We start from the raw sequence: 18,818 nt of genomic DNA, 5'->3' as shown, positions 1-18,818 counted from the left end.
ACAGTCTGCTCCGTACCGGCCGGCCTTCGCACTGGCAGATGACACAAAGAAGGTGCACCGCCGACGTCGCTCGCGTGGTCCCGCCGCGCAGGAGGCGAGGACGGGAGGCGAGGACGGGAGGGACGCTGTGCGGAGGAGACGCTGTGCGGAGGGGACGCGGCGGTAGAGTGCGGCCCGTGCCTGAGCATGAGCGCGACCTCGTCGGGTACGGCGCCGAGCCGCCGCACGCCGCCTGGCCCGGTGGCGCCCGCGTCGCCGTCAGCCTCGTCCTCAACTACGAGGAGGGCGGCGAGCAGAACGTGCTGGAGGGCGATCCGGCCTCAGAGGGCTACCTCCACGAAATCGTCGGCGCGCCGCCCGTGGTGGGCGGTCGCGACCTGAACGTCGAGTCCATGTTCGCCTACGGCTCGCGCGCCGGGTTCTGGCGCGTCCACCGCACGCTCGCCGCGCACGGCGCGCCGCTGACCGTGTACGCCGTGGCGCAGGCGCTCGAGCGGAACCCGGAGGCGGCGCGGGCCATGGCGGCCGCCGGCTGGGAAGTGGCGAGCCACGGCCGGCGCTGGATCGACTACCGCCACGTCCCGGAGGACGGCGAACGCGCCGACGTTGCGCGCTCGATCGGGACGATCGAGCGGCTCGTCGGGCGCCGGCCCGTCGGCTGGTACACGGGCCGGACGAGCCCCCACACGCGGCGGCTGGTCGCCGAGGAGGGCGGCTTCCTCTACGACTCCGACGACTACTCCGACGACCTGCCGTTCTACGTCCGGGCAGCCGGCCGTCCACACCTCGTGGTGCCGTACGGCCTCGACACGAACGACTTCAAGTTCCTGCTGGTCCACGGCTTCACGACCGCCGAAGACATGCTCGCCTACCTCGTCGACTCGTTCGACGCGCTGCACGCCGAGGGCGCGGACCGGCCGCGGATGATGAGCGTCGGCCTGCACTGCCGGATCATCGGCAGACCCGGCCGCATCCGTGTGCTCGACGGTTTCCTGCGGCACGTCGCCCGGCGCGGCGGGGCGTGGGTCGCCACACGTGAACAGATCGCGCGGCACTGGCTCGCCACCCACCCCCCGGTGCGCTGAGCCGCTGCTTCAAACCCTGGTCCTCGAAAACCGGTTCCTCAGATCCGGGTCCGGCGGTTCAGGTCCCGGATCCGGGGTGGGGGCCCGGGCGGGGGCCGGGCTGCTGAAGGGCGGTCAGGTGTTCGTACGTACCGGTGAGTTCCATCAGGCGTCGCAAGGCCGGGCCGATGTGGTCCAGGTGGAAGCGGATGCCGTTCTCCTCGGCGGAACGGTGGATCTGCAGCAGTGCCGACAGCCCCATGGAGTCGACGAGCCCCGCCTCCCGGCAGTCCAGGCGCAGGTCCGTGACGTCGCTCCGGCCCTCCAGGGCCGCGCGCGCCTGCTGGAGGAATTCGCCGTAGGCGTCGTAGTCCAGGTCGCCGGTGAGAGCCAGGTGCACGGTGTGCGGCCCGGCGGGCGGCGGGGTCACGGCGGGGTCCGGGTCCGGGGTTGCGGTCACAGGTTCGTCCAGCGTTTCGGGGTCAGTGGCGGGGGTCGAGCGCGGCGCGCCCGGCGTCGAGGAGGCGGCGGGTGCGCGGGAAGTCGCGCAACTGTTCCTGCAGCAGGTCCAGGGCGGGCAGGAGGGAGCGGGCGGGCACTCCTCGGACGGTGAGGACGTCGGCCGTCCAGGTGAGGAAGTCTGTGAAGATCTCGTCGGCGTCGGCGTACAGGGCGGCGGTCAGGAAGTCGACGATGTGGGCGAGGTCCTCGGCGGTGCGCTCGCGCTGCTCGTCGCTGTAGCCGCTCATGGCGGGGAAGCGCCGCTCCAGGCGCTGGAAGGTGTCGCGCACCAGTTGCGGCGAGGACTTGGCGACCATGGTGTATTCCTGGTCGGCCAGGTGGGGCAGGTCGTCGACGGCCTGGTGGGGCGGCCGGGGCGGGGGCAGGGGGCCGGCGGCGAGCCTGTCGGCGGCGGTGCGCGCCTCGGGTGCCCAGGCGTCGGCGCCCAGCAAGCGGGCGTAACGGCCGTCGGTGCCGAAGGCGAGACCGCCGACCATGACCGGGGTGCCGGTGGCCTGGCAGGCGGTGATCGAGGTGTGGGCGAGGGGCAGGCGGGTGGGCAGGGAACTGGACAGGCACACCACGTCCGGTGCGGTGCGGTGGAGGTGGCCGATCAGGTGGGCGGTGGGCACCTGCGCCCCGAGGTAGTCGACCTCCCAGCCGCGCAGCCGGAGCGTCTCGGCCACCAGTCGGGCGGGCAGGGCGTGCCACTCCTGGTCCACACAGGCGACGGTGACCCTGCCCCGGTCGGCCGTGGGGCGGCGGGCGGGCAGAGTGGCGATGACGCGGTCGTTGATGGCGGTGGCGGCGTGCTCGCCGGCCACGCTCATGCGGTTGGCGGCCCACTCGAGACCCACCTTGTGCTGGACGACTCCGATGACGTCCAGCAGCACGGCCTCGGGTTCCAGCCCGGCGTCCAGGGCGTCACCGACGACGCCGGCCGCCGCGTGCTCGTCCCCCGCGAGGACGGCGGCCCAGTGCCTGTCGACGTACTCGTCGGCCCTGTCGTCCCGGTACGGCGCCACGGGGCGTGCGCCGACGTGGTGACGGGCCGGCTCGTCGTGCGGGCCGTTGGCGGGCGCGGTCGCGTCGTCGGCGGCGCGCGCGGTCGCGCCGTTGGTACGCGTGGTCGTGTCGTCTGTACGCGTGGTCGCGTTGTCGGCGCGCGCGGTCACGTCGTCGGCGGCGCGCGCGGTCGCGCCGTCATCGGCGCGCGTCATGGTGCCGTCGGCGCGCGTCGTCGTCCCGTTCGTACCCGTCGTCATGCCGTGTACCTACCGCGGGTCGTTCCGTCGACGGCGCTGAGGTGCGCGCCGCGGGGCGCGGTGATGGCCATGACGGCGATGTCGTCGTGACGCCCGTCGCCGATCCACTGGGAGGTGACCATCCGGATGTGTTCGACGACGGCCTCGGCGGGCATGCCGGCGCACTCGGCCGCGGCGCGTTTCAGGCGCTGTTCGCCGAAGAGGGAGTCGCCCAGCGGGCCGCCCTTGGCCTCGGTGACGCCGTCGGTGAACAGCAGGCACGTCTCCCCGGGCCCGAGGCGGATCTCGGAGCTGCGGGACCTGATGCTCGGAAGCACGCCGATCAGAGTGCCTCCTGTGTCGGCCTCCTCGACGGTTCCGTCGCGGCGCACGATGAGCGGCGCGGGGTGCCCGGCGGAGGTCAGCCGTACCGTCACGTCGCGGTCGTCGCGGCGCACGGAGGCCAGGACGAGGGTGGCGAAGCGAGTGTGGTGGCTGCTGCGAATGGCGTTGTTGAGCAGGCGCAGCATCTTGGCGTGGTCGCCGGCCAGGGGCAGCAGGGCGTGCAGGGTGTTGCGGATCTTGCCGGTGAGCACCGCGGCTTCCAGGCCCTTGCCGGCGACGTCGCCGAGGACGGCGAGCGTCTCGGGAAAGTCCTCGGTGGGCGGGTGGACGTCGTAGAAGTCGCCGCCGACGCGTTCGGTGTCCTGGCTGGGCCGGTATCCGCCGGCGTACTCCACTCCCTCGACGTGCCCCAGGGTGGGGGGCAGGAGTTCACGCATGAGGGTGTCGGTGATGGTGTTCTGCTCGGCGTACAGGCGTGCGGCGGACATCGCGACGCCGGCCCGGGCGGCGAACAGTCCGGCCAGTGCCTCTTCCGCGTCGGTGAACGCGGCCTGCGGGACCCGGCGCAGCAAAATCAGCGCTCCGGCTGGTACGCCGTGGCCGGGCAGGGGTGTGACGGCCAGTGATCCGATGTCCCCGAACCCTGGGGGGATCAGCCAGTCCGGGGCCGAGGCGGGGTCGATCCACCGTGAAGGCACCGGCGGGAAGCCGCGCAGCGCCTCGGCGAGGGCCGGCACGGAGTCGGGCACTTCGGCGACGGTGTCCCTCGTCAGCTCACCGCGGTGGTCGCAGACCACGATCGGCAGCTTCCTGGCCGCGGTGGGCGCGACGACCACAGCGGCGTCGGCCAGGTGCTCGGTCGCCAGGCGCGCGGTGACCTCCATGCAGCGGTTCAGGTTCAGCGACGCCAGCAGGGCGCTGGAGGCGTCGGTGAGGAACCGGGTGCGTTCGCGCTCCGCCTCCAGTTCCTCGCGCGCCGCCCGGTAGGCGGTGTCCTCCACCAGCCACCACGCCGTGCCGCCGCCGGCCAGGACGGAGGGGTGCGCCGAGAAGGACCGGTCTCCCACGGCGCCGCTGACGGGTACCGCGTGGGGTGTGTCGCGGGTGGCCGCGAGCCAGGCGGGGGCGGTCAGGGACCGGCCGGTGCGGGCGGCGGGCAGGAGGTCGCGTGCCGCGTCGTTGAGCTCCGCGACACGCCCGTCGGCGTCCATCACCACCACCGGGCAGGGGGCGGTGGCGGCGCTCACCGTGCTCACGGCACCGGTTCGGGGCCTGGCCGGGGAAGAAGTCATCTGACGGGGCCCCTGCGCGTGGACCCTCACCTCACTCTGCGAAGAAGACGGTTCCGAGCAGCGTCCCGCATTTGGGTTGCGCCGTGCAACCACGGTCACCCTCGCAAAGGCGCCGACGAGCGGTCCTGGCTGCGGAAAGGGCCGGAACGCGGGCGTCCGGGCCCCTCGCCGGGGCGGGGTGGTGCGAAGTCTCACACATGGCCGGTCCGGCCTGGCGGCCGTGAGCGGGTCGCCCCGCACACCCCGGCCTGGAGCCCGTTGACGCAGGTGACATGGATGGAGCCGAGGCGGACCTTGGGTGCGCGTCTACAAGGACGAGTCCCTCCGGCGCTGGGAGCTCCTGACAGCCCTGGGCCCCGGCCGGTGCGGCCGGGGCCTCGCAGGCGTCGGTACGCAGGCGTCTGTCCGTATGAGCCGGCCCGCAGGCGTCGGCCATGAGCATGGCCCGTGGGCGTCGGCTTATGGGCTGTCCATTCGTGTCAGTCGGTGGAGAGGGCCTGGAGGAGGTCACCGACCTTCGGGTCGGGCAGGGCGCGGGCGACATCGGCCTGGGCGACCATGCCGACCAGGTCGTGGCCGTCGATGACCGGCAGCCGGCGCACCTTGTGCTCGGTCATCGTGCGCAGGATCTCGTCCGCGTCGTCGTCCGCGCCGATGGTCACGGCCTCGCCCTGGGCCAGTTCCCCAGCCTTGCAGCTCGCCGGGTCCTTCCCCGCACCGAGCACCTTCACCACGATGTCCCGGTCGGTGAGCATGCCCTTGAGCTTGTTGTCCGTACCGCAGATGGGCAGCGCGCCGACACCGAGCTGCTTCATCTTCTTCGCGGCTTCCAGCACCGACTCCTCGGCACCGATGCATTCGGTGCCCTCAGTCATGATCTGTCGTGCCGTGGTCATGGTGTTCCCTCTCCGACGCTTCGCTCGTGTCCCGCCCGGGGCTCTTCGTCCTCCGGGCGGGGCGCTGACGCGTCACGTCTTCCCGATCGGCTCAGGCGCTAACGGGCCGGTGCCCAGATGGGTCCGGTCGGTCCTGCCGCACCACGGCCGGTGCGGCCGGCCCGCCCGGGGTGGCCCGGCGGGTCCTCCTCATGGGCCGCTCGGGTGACACGTGCGGCAAGGGCGGCACTGCGCCCGCCTCGTGCGGGGACCCATAGCCCCGACAGGCACCTGAGCCGAGCCGCCTGTCCCGACCGACCACGACAGAGAAGAGGAGTGACGGATCATGGGTCACGGCGGGAATGTCATCCAGGAACTCACCACCGATCACCGCGAGGTCGACGAGCTCTTCGCGAGGATCGAGTCATTGCCCGCCGGCGACGAGCAGCGGCGGGAGCTCGCCGACGAGCTCACCATGGAGCTGATCCGGCACGCCGTGGCCGAGGAGATGTACCTGTATCCGGCGGTGCGCCGGTTCGTGGACGACGGTGACGACCTGGCGGACAAGGAGATCGAGGACCACAGCGAGGTCGAGCGCATGCTCACGGACCTCGAGGGCTGCCACCCGGGCGACGCCCGGTTCGACGCCCTCATCAACCGCCTCAAGGCGGCGGTGACCACGCACGTCGCCGACGAGGAGAACCGGCTGTTCCCCCTGCTCGCCGAGTCCTGCTCCCCGCAGTCCCTCGACGAGCTGGGAGACAAGATCCGTAGCGCGAAGAAGACCGCCCCCACCCGTCCGCACCCCGCCGCACCCGACACGCCGCCCGCCAACAAGCTCCTCGCCCCGGGCGCCGGAATGGTCGACCGGATGCGCGACATGCTCACCGGTCGCGGGAAGGGCTGACTCCGGCCCACAGCGGCGCGGGCACGACTCGCTTCTTCGTGGGTGGGGGGCAACCCCCGTCCGGGGGGGTAACCCCCGTCCGCAGAGGGAGGTTTGCTCCAGAGACCGGGCGGTCGTGCCCGCGGTAGCTTTCTTGTCCGGAGGGCCCGGCGGTCGGGCCCTGCGGAAGGAAGCTGCCGCCCACGAACCGAGAGCCCGAGCCCTGATGACCAGTCGTGCCCTGTCCCTCCTCACCGCCACGCCACGGCGGCAGGCCGGATTCCTGGCCTGTGCGGCCGGAGTCGTCCTCGTCGCCTTCTTCCTCGCGCCGAACGCGCTGGCCCGGAGTTCCATCGACACGGGGAACGTCGGCGACGCCTTCCGCGAGGGGTTCGTCTCCCATTGGGCGTCGGGCGGCCGGGACCTGCCCGCCCGGCTGGATGCCGCGGTCGCCTTCTGGTTCCGCTTCCACCTGGTCAAGGCCGGCGTCTCCGCGCTGCTCCTCGCGGTGGCCGTGGCGCTCGCCGTCGTGCTCGGGCGGCGATACCGGCAGCTGTCCGGCGGGCGGAACCGCGGGCGGACGGGGCGTGTTCCCGGCGCGCTCGCGTTGCCCCGGGCGCTCGTCCTCGCCGGGGTGCTCGCGCTGTTCGCGCTGGTCGCTCTGGTGGCCAATCTCCAGGGCGCGGTGGCACCGTTCTCCTCGCTGCTTCCCTTTCTGACGAGCGGCGGTGGCCACGGGGAACTCGGCGCGACGCTCGACGAGGTCCGGCAGCAGCTCGCCGCCCTCCCCGCCGGTGAGCGCTCCCCCGCCCTCGCCTTCATGGTCGGTGACTTCGCCGCCTACCACGCCGTGCTGGCCGTGATGGCCGCGCTGGTGGCGGTCGCTTCGGCCGGCGCCGCCGCCGTGCTGTTCAGGCGGCTCAGGGCGTCACGGGACGTACGGTCCCGGCGGGCGCGGACGTGCGGGGCGGCGGCCACGGCGGTCCTGGCGGCCGCCGCCCTCGTCATAGCCGTCGCGAACACCACCAGCGCGGCCGACTCGCCCCGGGCACTCGCCCTGTTCTTCGCCGGGGACTGGTGAACGGCGGGTGGCTGCCGTCACGCACGGGGTGGGCAGGCCATGAAGCCGCGTTCGGAGAGGGCGGGCAGGTGGTAGCGGTCGCGGGTGGTCTCGTCGAAGTCGTCGAGGAAGCCGTGGAGGAGGTCGGAGAGATGCGCAAGGGAGCCGACCGTGAAGAGGACGGGCTGGTAGCCGGCGACCTGGTAGGGCAGCCGGGCCAGTTCGGCGAGGTCGAAGGGGCGCAGGTCCGCCCGGGCGAAGCGCCCCAGCTCGCCGTAGGACGACAACAGGGCCGCCCCGTACGCTCGGGGGCGCCCTTGTTCGAGGGTGACGCCGTATTCGAGGGTGAACCAGTAGACGCGGCTGATCAGGTCCAGGGCGTCGTCCGTCTCCACCCGGGCGGCGGCCCGGCCCACCGTGCGGTACAGGTCGGCGAAGAGCGGGTCGGTGAGGTGGATGCCGTGGCCGAACACGTCGTGCAGGACGTCCGGCTCCGGTGTGTAGAGGGGCATCGCCGGGTGCCTCACGTACTGCACGGCGTGGAAGTAGCCGTCGGCCATGGCGCCCAGGAAGCGTTTGTTCGGCACGATGCCGCCCGCCAGGGTGAACCGGAAGCCGGTCAGGGCCTCCAGGCGGTCGGAGACCTCCTCGTGCTGCGGAACGCCGTCGGCAGGGACGGGCGCGAGGGCGCGGGCGCGCAGGACTTCCCGGCAGGCGAACCTCTCCTGGGGGTGCTGCAGGGCGGCGTACACGGTCCGCCAGGTCGCGTGCTCGGACGCGGTGTACGACACGGCAGGAGAGGGGTCCCCGACCCAGTGCCCCTGCGCCAGTCCGGCGATGCTGTTCCTGCGGCGGACGTAGTCAGGGTCGGCGAAGCCGGGATGTTCCTCGGCGCGGCCCATGAGGGTTCCGTGGGCGTCCAGCGGGGTCAGACCCGTCCAATCAATCATGAACAGATCCTGAACCGCGCGGCTCCGGGCACTCCGTTCCGGGGGCGGGGCTCACCCGGACCGGTGAGCGCGCCTCCTCCAGGGTGCGCACGCGGGACGCCCGTGTCACTGGTGCCCCGTGCCACTGGTGCCCCCTGTCACTGGTGCTCCGAGCGGTGACGCCGCAGTGCGTGCCAGTCCGCCCGTCCGCCGACGCCCAGCAGGCCGGTGGGCTCCACCGAGCTGTCGCGGGCGAGGCGGGGCAGGGCGCGGCGCGATACGGCGGTGACGGCGTACGGGAAGAGTGGCCGCAGGGGCTGGACGAGCCGCAGCCAGGGCGGCGCGTAGACGGTCGCGGACTTGTGGTCGACGCCCTGGGCGACCCAGGAGGCGACGCGCTGGACCGGGTAGGTCTTGCGGGCGCCGGGCGGCATGTGGGCGCGCAGCTCGCGCAGCACGGTGTGGCGGTCGGCGTCGCGGATCATGTCGGTGTCCGTCCAGTGCACGTACGCGATGCCCACGCCGATGCGCTGGTGGGCCAGCTCGGCGCGCAGGGACTGGGCGAACGACTCCACGCCTGCCTTCGAGGCGCAGTAGGCGCTCATCATGGGTGCGGAGCCGAATGCCGCGGTGGAGGCGACCTGCAGGAAGTAGCCGTGCGAGGCCAGCAGGCCGGGCAGGAAGGAGCGGGCGGTGATGGCGCTGCCGATCAGGTTGACCTCGATGACGCGTCGCCAGCTCGCCGCGTCCGAGGTCGCGAAGGGGCCGCCCTCGGCGACTCCGGCGTTGGCGATCACGACGGAGGGGGCGCCCAGGTCGTCGGTGACGGCCTCGGCGGTGCGGCGCATCGCCTCGTCGTCGGTGACGTCGACGGCGTAGCAGCGCGTCTCGACGGGCAGTGGCCGGGCGGCCTTCTCCAGGCGTTCAGCCTCCAGCCCGAGCAGCGCCACCCGCATGCCGCGGTTGGCGAGTTCCCGTGCCAGGGCGGCGCCCAGCCCGCGGGCCGCGCCGGTGACGACGGCCGTTCGTCCCCGCAAGGCGTCCGACTGGCCCATGACGGTTCTCCCTGTTCGGTCCGGTACCGGCTGCCGGACGGCCCTGCGGGCGCCGGCTCCCGCCCATCCGATCATGCCGTCGCGTTCCCGGCACGGCAGCGCGTCGACGATGGGCGTTCCGGAGCGGGGAGCCGGACGCGTACCGTCCGCGTCGGGCATCACTCCGACCGGCGCGAGTTCACGAGGAAGTGCGTATGGACGGCATGGACGGCAGCGACGTCATGCATGGCGCGGACGGCGCGGGTGGCACGGACCGCGTCTGGGGCGGTGTGCAGCGGCTGCGGGGATGGCTGGACGCGGAGGCCGGGTCACCGGAGGCGGGGGACGTGCGGCTGCTGCGCATCTTCAAGATCAGCGAGGAGGTGGGGGAAGTGGCGGAGGCCGTCCACGGGGCGCTGGGCGTCAACCCTCGCAAGGGCGCTTCCCACTCCTGGGGTGACGTCGAGGAGGAACTCGCCGATGTGATCGTGACGGCCATGGTGGCGCTCGCCACGATCACCCCGCGGCCGGAGGACGTCCTGGACGCCCGGGTGCGGTACCTGGTGCGCCGGGCTCTGGGCAGCGGGCCGGACGTGCGGTAGGACCGGGGCGTCCCTGACCCCAGCAGGGTCAGGGACGCCCGGGTCGCGCGGCTCAGAGGTGGCCGAAGGCCACGACCGCGTCGTAGTACTTCTTGGCGACCTTGCGGCACGCCTTGCGCTGGGCCTGGGTGATCGGGCCCCACTGCTTGTCGCAGGTCCAGTTCATGTCGTACAGGAACGTCTTGTCGACCCGCTTCTTGTTCGCGCCGGTGAAGGCGTTCAGCTTCTTGTAGTTGCGGTATCCGAAGTCATGACGCGCACAGGCCGCCCAGAAGTGGAAGCCGCCCGGGTTGTCGGACGCGCCGGAGCAGCCGTCGGTCTTCCAGTTGAAGCCGTACTTGTTGCTTCCGGTGGTCCGCCACTTCTCCCGGTCCACCGTCCAGTCGCCGGCCGCGTCCTGGCTCGCGGCCGTCAGGTGCGAGAGCCGCTTGAGCTTCTGGGCCTTGGTGGGCGCGGCGGCCGCCGCGGCCGTGGTCGTACCGTCGGCGGACACGCTTCCGGCCACCGCCGGGGTGGCGAGCGAGAACACCAGGATGCTGCCGAGCGTTGCGCCCGCCAGGGAGTTGCTGAACTTCTGCACTGTTGTCTCTTCCCCTCGTTGCCGTCCGGGTGGTCACCCCGGAGGTCCACGCGACCTTGATCGCGCAGCGAAGGTAATCGTACATACGAACGCATCTCCCGGGGACGCAAACCGCCCCTTGAATGCACACAACTGTCCGTGGGATGCGGTCAGTTGTGAGAACCGGGGGCGTCGCGGCCTGCGGCGGTCAGGGCCGGGTGGGCCGGGTGCCCCAGTCGAGGCGGAGCACGGCCACGTCGTCGGTGTGCCGTCCGGCGTTCAGCTCGTTGGCCTCCTTGATGAGAAGGTCGACGTGGGCGGCCGGGTCCGCGGTGGGCTGGTTCCCGATCAGCGCGAGCAGCCCTTCGACGCCGAGCCGCTCCTTGGTGGCGCCGTTGTGGCCTTCGGTGAGGCCGTCGGTGTAGAGGGTGAGGGCTCCGGTGGCCGGGAGCGCGAGGACCGTGGCCGGCCAGCTGCGCAGTTCGGGGGCGATGCCCAGGGCGACGCCGTGGGCGGCGGTGAGTTCTCTGGTGCCTTCGGGTGTGGTGAGGAGGGGTTCGTGGTGCCCGGCGAGGTGGAGGGTGGCGGTGGCGGCCTTCTGGTCGAGGGTGAGGATGGTGCAGGTGGCGAACATGTGACGGGTGCCGCGTTCGGCGATCAGGATGCGTTCCATGAGGTGCAGCAGGTCGTCGCCGCGGTGGCCGCCGAGCACGAGGGAGCGCCAGGCGATGCGGAGGCAGACGCCGAGGGCGGCGGCGTCGGGGCCGTGTCCGCTGACGTCGCCGATGACGGCGTGCAGCAGTCCCTCGTCACCTTCGACGACGTCGAGGAAGTCCCCGCCGAGCAGGGCCATCGACGCCCCGGGCAGGTAGCGGGAGGTCACCGTCACCGTGGAGGTGTCGAGGATCGGCTGCGGCAGCAGTCCGCGCTCCAGCCGGGCGTTCTCCTCGGCCCGCAGCCGGGCGGCCTGGGCCTCGGCGCCGGCGCGTTCGGTCTGGCTGCGGTAGACGGCGTAGCGCACCGTCCGGTACAGCAGGTCCGCCTCGACCTTCCCCTTGACGAGGTAGTCCTGGGCTCCGGCGGCCATGGCGTCGGTGCCCGCCTGGGCCTCGGAGAGGCCGGTCAGGACGATGACCGCGGTGTGCGGGGCGAGGGCACGGACGGCGGCGACCGCGTCGATGCCCGACACGTCGGGCAGGTGGAGGTCGAGGAGGATGCAGTCGATCGCGGTGCCGGCCAGCGCGGTGCGCGCCTCGGCCAGGGTGGGCCGGGTGATCAGCTCGTACCGCAGCCCGGTGTCGTACAGCAGCTCCTCGACGAGCAGGGCGTCGCCCAGGTCGTCCTCGATCAGCAGGATGCGGTACGTCGGCTCGCCGGCGGCTGCCGCGGGGCCGGTCACGGTCGCCGCGGTCATCGGGCGGGCTCGGGGTCGGAGCGATCGGACTCGGAGCGCTCGGACTCGGACCGGTCGGACTGGGAACGATCGGACTCGGGGAGGGCGGACGGGCCGGTGCTCTCCGCCGGCTCGGGCGCCAGGGTGAACGTGATGCGGGCGCCGTCGCGATAGTCGGTGTCGACGCCGATGGTGCCGCCGTGGAACTCGACGATCTTCTTGCACATCGCGAGGCCGATGCCGCTGCCGGAGTAGACGTCCTTGGTGTGCAGCCGCTGGAAGATCACGAAGATCTTGTCGGCGTACTCGGGGGCGATGCCGATGCCGTTGTCGGTGACGGTGAACCGCCACAGCTCGCCCTCGCGGGCGGCCGTCACATGGATCTTCGGGGGCTCGTCCGGGCGGTGGAACTTGACGGCGTTTCCGATCAGGTTCTGCCAGAGCATGCCCATCTGGGTGGGGTCGGCGACCAGGGTGGGCAGCGGATCGTGGGTGATCGTCGCGCCGGCCTCCTCGATGCCGACGCTGAGCGCGGACAGGGTGCCCTCCAGGACGGTTTCCAGATCGACGCTCTGGTGGGCGTTGTGCAGCCTGCCGACCCGGGAGAAGTCGAGCAGGTCGTTGATGAGCTTCTGCATGCGGTTCGCGCCGTCGACGGCGAAGTCGATGTACTGGTCGGCGCGGGCGTCCAGCTGTCCGCCGTAGCGCCGCTGGAGGAGCTGGGTGAAGCTGGAGACCTTGCGCAGCGGCTCCTGGAGGTCGTGCGAGGCCACGTACGCGAACTGTTCCAGCTCGGCGTTGGACCGCTGGAGGTCCGCGGCCTGGGCGTCCAGCCGGACGCGCGCCTCCTCGACGAAGGCCAGTTCCCGCACCAGGCGGCGGCGCATCGAGTCGATCTCGCCGCTCAGGCGCCGCAGGTCGGCCGGTCCGGTCGGGGTGATGGGGTGGTCGAAGTCACCCCCGGCGATGGTGCGGGCGTCGGCGCCGAGCTGTTCCAGCGGCTCGTTGATGCCGCGGCGCAGCCCCTCGAAGATCAGCGCCGTGAGGACGACGACGAGCACCGCGATGGCGCTGAACACCCAGTTCCGGACCACCAGGGTGGCCATCAGGTCGTCGTTCGTCCGGGCACTGTCCGCGCGCAGGCGTTCCTGCTGGCCGCGCAGGGCCGCCCGTACCTCGTCGAAGGCCTCCTTGCCCTCGGCCGCCCGCTCGGTGGCCAGGCGCGAGGGCGAGCCGGGCGGTTCGGCGGCCACGGGGCGTGCGACCCTCTCCTGCCACCCGGACAGGGCCGTCCGTACCGCCTTGAGGTCGGCCAGACCGGCGGGGTGGCCGCGGAGCAGCCGCGACAGCCGGGCGTGGTTCGCCCGCTCCTCGGCGAGCCCCTGCCGGTAGGGGCCCAGGAACTCGGGCGTGCCGGTGAGCCCGTACCCGCGGATGCCGGTCTCCTGGTTGAGGATGGCCGACTCGAGGCGGATCGCGGTGGTCAGGGCGGGAGTGCGTACGTCGACGAGTTCCTCGCTGATCGACTCGGTCCGTGACAGGACCCACGCTCCGGTCGCTCCGAGCAGGGTCAGGACCACCAGGGACACGGCCGCGCCCATGCGAAGCCACCGCCGCGTCGTCCACGCGGACATGCCCCGCGCTCGCGGTTGCTTCTCATCGCCGGTCATCTCGTGGACTCCTCGCTGTGACAGCCGCCTGGAGGTGCGACCAGGACACTTTAGAGGGCGACAACGCTTGTTGTCGCGGGGCGGCCTTGGGACCTAGAGTGCCGGGTGTGCCAGGCAAGAACTTCGAATTGCGGACCACCCCGCAGGAGACGGCCGCCCTCGCGGATGCGGCGGTCGGTGATCTTGCGCAGCGCCTCTCCGACCAACTGTTGGAAGCCTCGTCGCACCCGGCGCCGGACGACCCGGCACCGGCGCTGGCCATGCTCCACATGCTGGACCACCTCCAGCAAGCCACCGAACGGCTCCAGCGGGAGGCGGCCGTGGCGGCCGCCCGCGCCGGAGCCGGCTACCCGCAGATCGGCGCGGCCTGCGGCATGACCCGCCAGGGCGCCCGACGCCGCTGGCCGGGGCTCTTCCACCACTCCCACGACCGACCCACGGAGCATCCGATGACCCCCACCCCCGCCCGCCCCTTCGACGTCCTGCTCGTCGAGGACGACGTCGCCGACGCCATGCTCATCGAGGAAGCCCTCTCCGAGCGCGGGGCCCGCAACCTGGTCCAGGTCACGGACGGGGTCGCCGCGCTGGAGCACCTGCGCGCCCCGGACACCCCGCGGCCCGACCTCATCGTGCTCGACCTGAACATGCCCCGGATGAACGGGCGCGAGCTGCTGAAGGTCCTCAAGACCGACGAGGACCTGCAGACCATCCCCGTGGTCGTCCTCACGACGTCCACCGCCCCGGACGACGTGACCGGCGCGTACAGCAGCCACGCCAACGCGTACGTGACCAAGCCGGTGAACCTGGAGCAGTTCGAGCAGGCCGTGCAGAGCATCGACGCCTTCTACCTCGACACCGCCACCCGGCCCCGCCCCTGACCCGGGCGGGCAGGCGGTCGGTCGGTCGCGCCGACGCCACACGGAAGTCGTACCGAGGTCGTACCGGCGTACGACACCGTGACGTGTGTTCGCCGGTCCGGGCCGTATCCGGCCCGGTCCGTGGGGTTCTGACGGGGTTTTTCACCGGGCGGACATGCATGCGTCCGGTGCGGGCAGGAGTCGCTTGCCCTGCTCTCCGACGAAGGCGGCGTCATGACGTCCTCCGTGAACAGCCACGCGACCACGGCCGTCGGCCCGGGCCCGGAGCCGTCCGGTGTCCCGGAGGACCTGCCGTGGATCGAGGACGCCGCCGACGTCGCCCCCGGGGACGCGCGGGCGCTGTCCCGCGTCTTCCTCGCGCGGCTGCGGACCCTGGAGGAGGGCACCGGGGAGTACCAGTACGTCCGCGGCACGCTGATCGAGATGAACCTGTCCCTGGTCGGTTTCGCCGTGCGCCGCTTCCGCGACCGGGGCAACGGCGAGACGGAGGACATCACGCAGGTCGGCACCATCGGTCTGATCAAGGCGATCGACCGGTTCGACCTGTCTCGCGAGGTCGAGTTCACCTCCTTCGCGATCCCCTGCATCGTCGGCGAGATCAAACGCTTCTTCCGCGACGCCACCTGGGCGGTGCACGTCCCTCGGCATCTGCAGGAGCTGCGTTTCACCCTCGCCCGGAGCAGGGAGGTCCTCGCCACGGCGCTGAACCGGCCGCCCACGGTGCGGGAACTCGCGGCGCATCTGGACATGGCGGAGGAGAAGGTCGTCGAGGGGCTCGTGGCCGCCAACGGCCATGTCGCCGGGTCCCTCGACACCCGGGCCGGCGACGACGAAGCGGGCGACGGCGGCGGACCCGGGTACGCGGAGACGATCGGCGGACCGGACCCCGCCCTGGAGCTGTTCGAGGACCTGCACGCGCTCGGCCCGCTGCTGCGGCGGCTCGACGACCGAGAACGGGCCATCCTCGAGATGCGCTTCGGCCAGGAGATGACCCAGGCGGACATCGGCCGCCACCTGGGCCTGTCCCAGATGCACGTCTCACGGCTGCTCGCCCGCACGCTCACCGAACTGCGCACCGGCCTCCTGGGCCAGTGACCCGCACCACCACACCAGCGCCCCTCCCGGAGAAAGGACGCCCCGGCATGCCCGCCGAGCACGACGCACCTCACGAACCGGCCGCCCCCGCCGTGACCGGGCCGGTGCCGGATGTGCAGCTCCAGATGCTGGTCCGCCTGGTCGGCCAGGACCCGCAGGCCGCGCTGCCCCTGACCCTGGTCATCGGGGGCGGCCTGCTCTACGGGGACCTAATCTCCCACGAGGCCTGGACGACCGACTGGGCACGCAGGCTGCGCGGTGTCGACGGTCCCGGTGCCCAACTGCTGGAACGGTTCCCCGAACAGGTGGACCAGGTGGTCGCCGACGAACGGGGGCACCTGGCCGGACAGGGCCTCCCCCAGTGGCTGCACCTGCGCGACGCCACCTCCGTCGCCGCGACGGGCAGGGCGGTGGTCATGCCGCTGTGGCGCGGCCGGCTGGGCGACGTGTCGGGCTGGTCCCTGGGCAAGCCCGAATAACCGGCTCCGTCCGACCGACCCACGAAAACCGTGTGCGGGCGCGGCCGGCCCGGGCGTACGGTGCCGCGTATGCGCGTCACGTTCACCAAGGGACCCGGCATCTCGTACGACATCGCCGTCCAGCGCGAGCGCGGCCCCGAACTGGCGCCGCGCAACGGTCCGGGCGGCCACGCCCATCTGCCGCACGACCTGGTGCATCTGCTGGTCGAGGCCGAGGCCGGCCTGCGGGGCGGGGTCTTCGGACGGCTCGCGGCCGGTGACAACGGGCTGTTCTGGCCCGCCGATCCGGCGGAGCGCCGCAGGGCCGGTCGCCGCCGCAGGTCGAAGGGGCAGAGGCCGACGCCGCGGGAGCGTGCCGACATGGCCAGGTCCGAGGAACTGGCCATGATCGCGCTACCGGTCTGGGAGCTGCGCCAGGGCCACATCGCGCACCTGCCGGCGTACCTCGCCCCGGTGGCCGTCCCACCGGTGGTGGAGCGGATCGTGGACCGCTTCGACGTGTACGCGGCGCGCTGGCACGCGCTGCCCGTCGGCGGCTCGCTCACCGTGCGGTGGTGAGCCCGCCCCCGCGTCCCGGCGCGCGTCCCGGCGCGCGTCCCGGCGCGCGCGGGGCGCTCAGGCCGGTGTCGACGTCCTGACGGCCGGTGCGGTCCGGGCCGCCGCCTCCTCCCGTACGGCCCGCACGACGCGGCGGCGGACCGGCAGGCCGAGGGTCGGGTGGGCGACGCCCCAGGCCGCGCCCTTGCAGACCAGCTCCTTGTAGACGGCGGCGAGCCGGCCGGTCAGCGCGGCGTCGACGGCCCGGTCGTCGGCGGTGACGTACTGGATGAGGCCTTCCCTGCGGCCCAGCGACACGCACTGGTTGAAGTAGCGGATCGGCAGGTCGGGGAGCTTCCCGCCGGTCAGGCGGGCCGCGATGGCGTCGGCGGCCTGCCACGCGGCGGGCGTGCCGGAGGCGCAGGACATCCGCAGCGGCTTGTCTCCGGGGCCCATCGCCATGGCCGCGTCGCCGACGGCGTACACGTCCGGGTGCGAGACCGAGCGCATGGTCCGGTCGACCACGATCTGGCCCGTGCCCGTGACCTCCAGGGTGGTCGCCGCGGCGATCGGGTGCACCGCGAAGCCGGTGGTCCAGACGGTCACCGCGGCCGGGACCGCCCGGCCGTCGGCGAGGGTGACCCGGCCGGGCTCCACGCCGGTGACGGTCGCGTGTTCGTGGACGGTGACGCCGAGCCCGGCGAAGACCTTCCGCAGGTGCTCGCGACCCTTGCCGGAGAGCCAGTCGCCGAGGCCGCCCCGGGCGGCGAGGGAGACGGCGAGGTCCGGGCGGGCCTCGGCGATCTCGCTCGCGGCCTCCACGCCGGTGAGGCCACCGCCGACGACGACCACCGGCTGTCCGGCGTCGAGGGCGGCCAGCCGCTCGCGCAGCCGGAGCGCTCCGGCGCGGCCGGCGATCTCGTGGGCGTGCTCGGTGGCGCCGGGGACGCCCTGGTCGTTCCAGCCGCTGCCGAGGGCGTACACGAGGGTGTCGTACTCCAGCTCCTCCATGGCGCCGCGCGTGCCCGGGCCCGTGACGGTGACGGTCTTGCGGTCGGCGTCGACACGGGTGACGTCGGCGAGCCGCAGCTGGACGCCGGTGCCCCGGAACATCTCGCTGAAGGGCCGGGGCCGCAACTGCCGCCCCACCGCGAGCTCGTGCAGCCGGACGCGCTCGACGAAGTCGGGGTCGGCGTTGACGAGGGTGATGGTGACGTCGTCGCGGTGCAGCCGCCTGGCGAGGCGGCCGGCCGCGCTCGCTCCGGTGTAACCGGCGCCGAGGACGATGATGCGGTGCTGCATGGTCTTGCTCCTGTCTGCGGGGTCCGCCTGTTGCCTTCTGCGGTGACGCCCCTTGAACCGGGCAGCCCGGCGTTTCCTGACAGGAACAGAATGTGACCCCCGTCACATTCATGTGCGAATCAGAAGGCGACGAACGCCGGCTCCCCGTGGTCGGCGCCCGCCCACACCCCGGTCGCGCGCCGGAGCTTGTCGGGGTTGACCTGGTTGCGGAACGCCGCGATGCCGTCGGCGGTGACCTCCAGGCACATGACGCCGACGACCCGGCCGTCGACGACCGCGACGACGGCCGGGCCGCCGTTGGCGGTCGTCGCGTGGATCTCGGCCGTCCCGCCGACGAGGGCCCGCTTGGCCGGCGCGGGCCGGAACAGGCCCCGCATGAACCGCGCGACCGCGACGGCACCCTCGAACGCCTTGGCGCGGGCCGGGACCTTGCCTCCGCCGTCCCCGATCGAGACGGCGTCGGCCGTCAGCAGCCGCACCAGCGGCTCGGTCCGCCCGCTCCTGGCGGCGGCCAGGAACTCCTCGACGACCCGGCGCGCGGCGGCCGCGTCGATCTCGGTCCGGGCCCTGCCGTCCGCGATGTGCTTCCTCGCGCGGTGGAGGAGCTGCTGGCAGGCGGCCTCGCTGATGTCGAGGATCGCGGCGATGTCCCGGTGCGGGTGGTCGAACGCCTCCCGCAGCACGTACACCGCCCGCTCGTGCGGGGACAGCCGCTCCATCAGGGTGAGGACGGCGTACGAGACCGACTCCCGCTGCTCGGCGGCCTCGGCCGGTCCGAGCATCGGGTCCCCCTCCAGCAACGGCTCGGGCAGCCATCGCCCCACGTAGGTCTCGCGGCGGGCGCGGGCGGAGGTGAGCTGGTTGAGGCACAGGTTGGTGAGCACCTTCGTCAGCCACGCCTCGGGGACCTCGACGCGTGCGACGTCGGCGGCCTGCCAGCGCAGGAAAGTCTCCTGCACGACGTCCTCGGCCTCCATCGCGGAACCCAGGAGCCGGTAGGCGATGGCCTCCAGGCGGGGCCTCGCGGCCTCGAACCGGTTCACGTCCTGCGTGGTCAGCGGCATGGTCCGGAT

General features: G+C 72.7%; 19 protein-coding genes. 8 read left to right on the top strand and 11 right to left on the bottom strand.

The genetic code is table 11. The features are described 5' to 3' along the window. Positions 1–176: 176 nt before the first annotated feature. Positions 177–1,085 (top strand): allantoinase PuuE, encoded by a 909-nt coding sequence (puuE, locus tag EIZ62_RS31600; protein WP_156696077.1) that lies wholly within the window; start codon positions 177–179, stop codon positions 1,083–1,085. A gap of 58 nt (positions 1,086–1,143) precedes the next feature. Here puuE and EIZ62_RS31595 read toward each other — a convergent pair whose 3' ends face one another. The 4 genes from EIZ62_RS31595 to EIZ62_RS31580 all read right to left on the bottom strand — a co-directional run bounded on the left by EIZ62_RS31595 (position 1,144) and on the right by EIZ62_RS31580 (position 5,342). Then, positions 1,144–1,524 (bottom strand): STAS domain-containing protein, encoded by a 381-nt coding sequence (locus tag EIZ62_RS31595; RefSeq protein ID WP_167536453.1) that lies wholly within the window; start codon positions 1,522–1,524, stop codon positions 1,144–1,146. 22 nt (positions 1,525–1,546) lie between these two features. Next, positions 1,547–2,830: a cobalamin B12-binding domain-containing protein gene (locus tag EIZ62_RS31590; RefSeq protein WP_244376070.1), complete on the bottom strand. Its 1,284-nt coding sequence runs from the start codon at positions 2,828–2,830 to the stop codon at positions 1,547–1,549. Then, complete coding sequence (locus tag EIZ62_RS31585; RefSeq protein ID WP_156696075.1) at positions 2,827–4,446, bottom strand: PP2C family protein-serine/threonine phosphatase; 1,620 nt, start codon at positions 4,444–4,446, stop codon at positions 2,827–2,829. Before EIZ62_RS31585 ends, EIZ62_RS31590 begins: the two co-directional genes overlap by 4 nt. 479 nt (positions 4,447–4,925) lie before the next feature. Continuing rightward, the gene (locus EIZ62_RS31580; protein ID WP_156696074.1) at positions 4,926–5,342 is read right to left on the bottom strand and encodes a CBS domain-containing protein; all 417 of its coding nucleotides are present in this window, start codon (positions 5,340–5,342) and stop codon (positions 4,926–4,928) included. Between the two features lie 325 nt (positions 5,343–5,667). On the opposite strand from EIZ62_RS31580, the gene EIZ62_RS31575 reads away from it, so the two are divergent. Both EIZ62_RS31575 and EIZ62_RS31570 read left to right on the top strand, forming a co-directional pair. Beyond that, positions 5,668–6,228 (top strand): hemerythrin domain-containing protein, encoded by a 561-nt coding sequence (locus EIZ62_RS31575; RefSeq protein WP_156696073.1) that lies wholly within the window; start codon positions 5,668–5,670, stop codon positions 6,226–6,228. Positions 6,229–6,433: 205 nt separating this feature from the next. Then, entirely contained in the window at positions 6,434–7,288 is an 855-nt protein-coding gene (locus EIZ62_RS31570; RefSeq protein ID WP_156696072.1) for a tat (twin-arginine translocation) pathway signal sequence, read from the top strand. Positions 7,289–7,305: 17 nt separating this feature from the next. Here the strand turns inward: EIZ62_RS31570 and EIZ62_RS31565 are convergent, their stop codons facing one another. Together EIZ62_RS31565 and EIZ62_RS31560 are read right to left on the bottom strand one after the other, a co-directional pair. Then, positions 7,306–8,217 carry a phenylalanine 4-monooxygenase gene (locus EIZ62_RS31565; RefSeq protein WP_156696071.1) on the bottom strand — a complete coding sequence of 304 codons (912 nt, stop codon included), beginning with the start codon at positions 8,215–8,217 and terminating at the stop codon, positions 7,306–7,308. Positions 8,218–8,354: 137 nt separating this feature from the next. Continuing rightward, positions 8,355–9,251: an SDR family oxidoreductase gene (locus EIZ62_RS31560; protein ID WP_156696070.1), complete on the bottom strand. Its 897-nt coding sequence runs from the start codon at positions 9,249–9,251 to the stop codon at positions 8,355–8,357. 194 nt (positions 9,252–9,445) lie between these two features. Here EIZ62_RS31560 and EIZ62_RS31555 point away from each other — a divergent pair, with 194 nt between their 5' ends. Beyond that, on the top strand, positions 9,446–9,832 hold the full coding sequence (locus EIZ62_RS31555; RefSeq protein ID WP_425281865.1) for a MazG-like family protein: 387 nt from the start codon (positions 9,446–9,448) through the stop codon (positions 9,830–9,832). A gap of 52 nt (positions 9,833–9,884) precedes the next feature. Here the strand turns inward: EIZ62_RS31555 and EIZ62_RS32870 are convergent, their stop codons facing one another. From EIZ62_RS32870 to EIZ62_RS31540, 3 genes are all read right to left on the bottom strand, one after another. After that, positions 9,885–10,412: a phospholipase gene (locus EIZ62_RS32870; protein WP_341873994.1), complete on the bottom strand. Its 528-nt coding sequence runs from the start codon at positions 10,410–10,412 to the stop codon at positions 9,885–9,887. A gap of 187 nt (positions 10,413–10,599) precedes the next feature. Further along, entirely contained in the window at positions 10,600–11,805 is a 1,206-nt protein-coding gene (locus EIZ62_RS31545) for a PP2C family protein-serine/threonine phosphatase (protein WP_156696069.1), read from the bottom strand. Then, positions 11,802–13,454 carry a sensor histidine kinase gene (locus EIZ62_RS31540; protein WP_156696068.1) on the bottom strand — a complete coding sequence of 551 codons (1,653 nt, stop codon included), beginning with the start codon at positions 13,452–13,454 and terminating at the stop codon, positions 11,802–11,804. Before EIZ62_RS31540 ends, EIZ62_RS31545 begins: the two co-directional genes overlap by 4 nt. 107 nt (positions 13,455–13,561) lie before the next feature. On the opposite strand from EIZ62_RS31540, the gene EIZ62_RS31535 reads away from it, so the two are divergent. From EIZ62_RS31535 to EIZ62_RS31520, 4 genes are all read left to right on the top strand, one after another. Beyond that, positions 13,562–14,332 (top strand): response regulator, encoded by a 771-nt coding sequence (locus EIZ62_RS31535; protein WP_208828118.1) that lies wholly within the window; start codon positions 13,562–13,564, stop codon positions 14,330–14,332. A gap of 213 nt (positions 14,333–14,545) precedes the next feature. Further along, entirely contained in the window at positions 14,546–15,427 is an 882-nt protein-coding gene (locus EIZ62_RS31530; RefSeq protein ID WP_156696067.1) for a SigB/SigF/SigG family RNA polymerase sigma factor, read from the top strand. 47 nt (positions 15,428–15,474) lie between these two features. Beyond that, positions 15,475–15,906: a hypothetical protein gene (locus EIZ62_RS31525; protein ID WP_156696066.1), complete on the top strand. Its 432-nt coding sequence runs from the start codon at positions 15,475–15,477 to the stop codon at positions 15,904–15,906. Between the two features lie 69 nt (positions 15,907–15,975). After that, entirely contained in the window at positions 15,976–16,464 is a 489-nt protein-coding gene (locus EIZ62_RS31520; protein WP_156696065.1) for a hypothetical protein, read from the top strand. Positions 16,465–16,521: 57 nt separating this feature from the next. On the opposite strand, the gene EIZ62_RS31515 is transcribed toward EIZ62_RS31520, so the two are convergent. Beyond that, positions 16,522–17,745: an NAD(P)/FAD-dependent oxidoreductase gene (locus tag EIZ62_RS31515; RefSeq protein ID WP_156696064.1), complete on the bottom strand. Its 1,224-nt coding sequence runs from the start codon at positions 17,743–17,745 to the stop codon at positions 16,522–16,524. Positions 17,746–17,864: 119 nt separating this feature from the next. Continuing rightward, entirely contained in the window at positions 17,865–18,809 is a 945-nt protein-coding gene (locus EIZ62_RS31510) for an RNA polymerase sigma-70 factor (protein ID WP_156696063.1), read from the bottom strand. Positions 18,810–18,818: the final 9 nt, after the last annotated feature.

This window comes from Streptomyces ficellus (genome assembly GCF_009739905.1).
GTDB lineage: Bacteria > Actinomycetota > Actinomycetes > Streptomycetales > Streptomycetaceae > Streptomyces > Streptomyces ficellus_A.
Note: the sequence above shows the minus strand (reverse complement) of the source record. Positions and strands in the feature narration are given on the sequence as shown.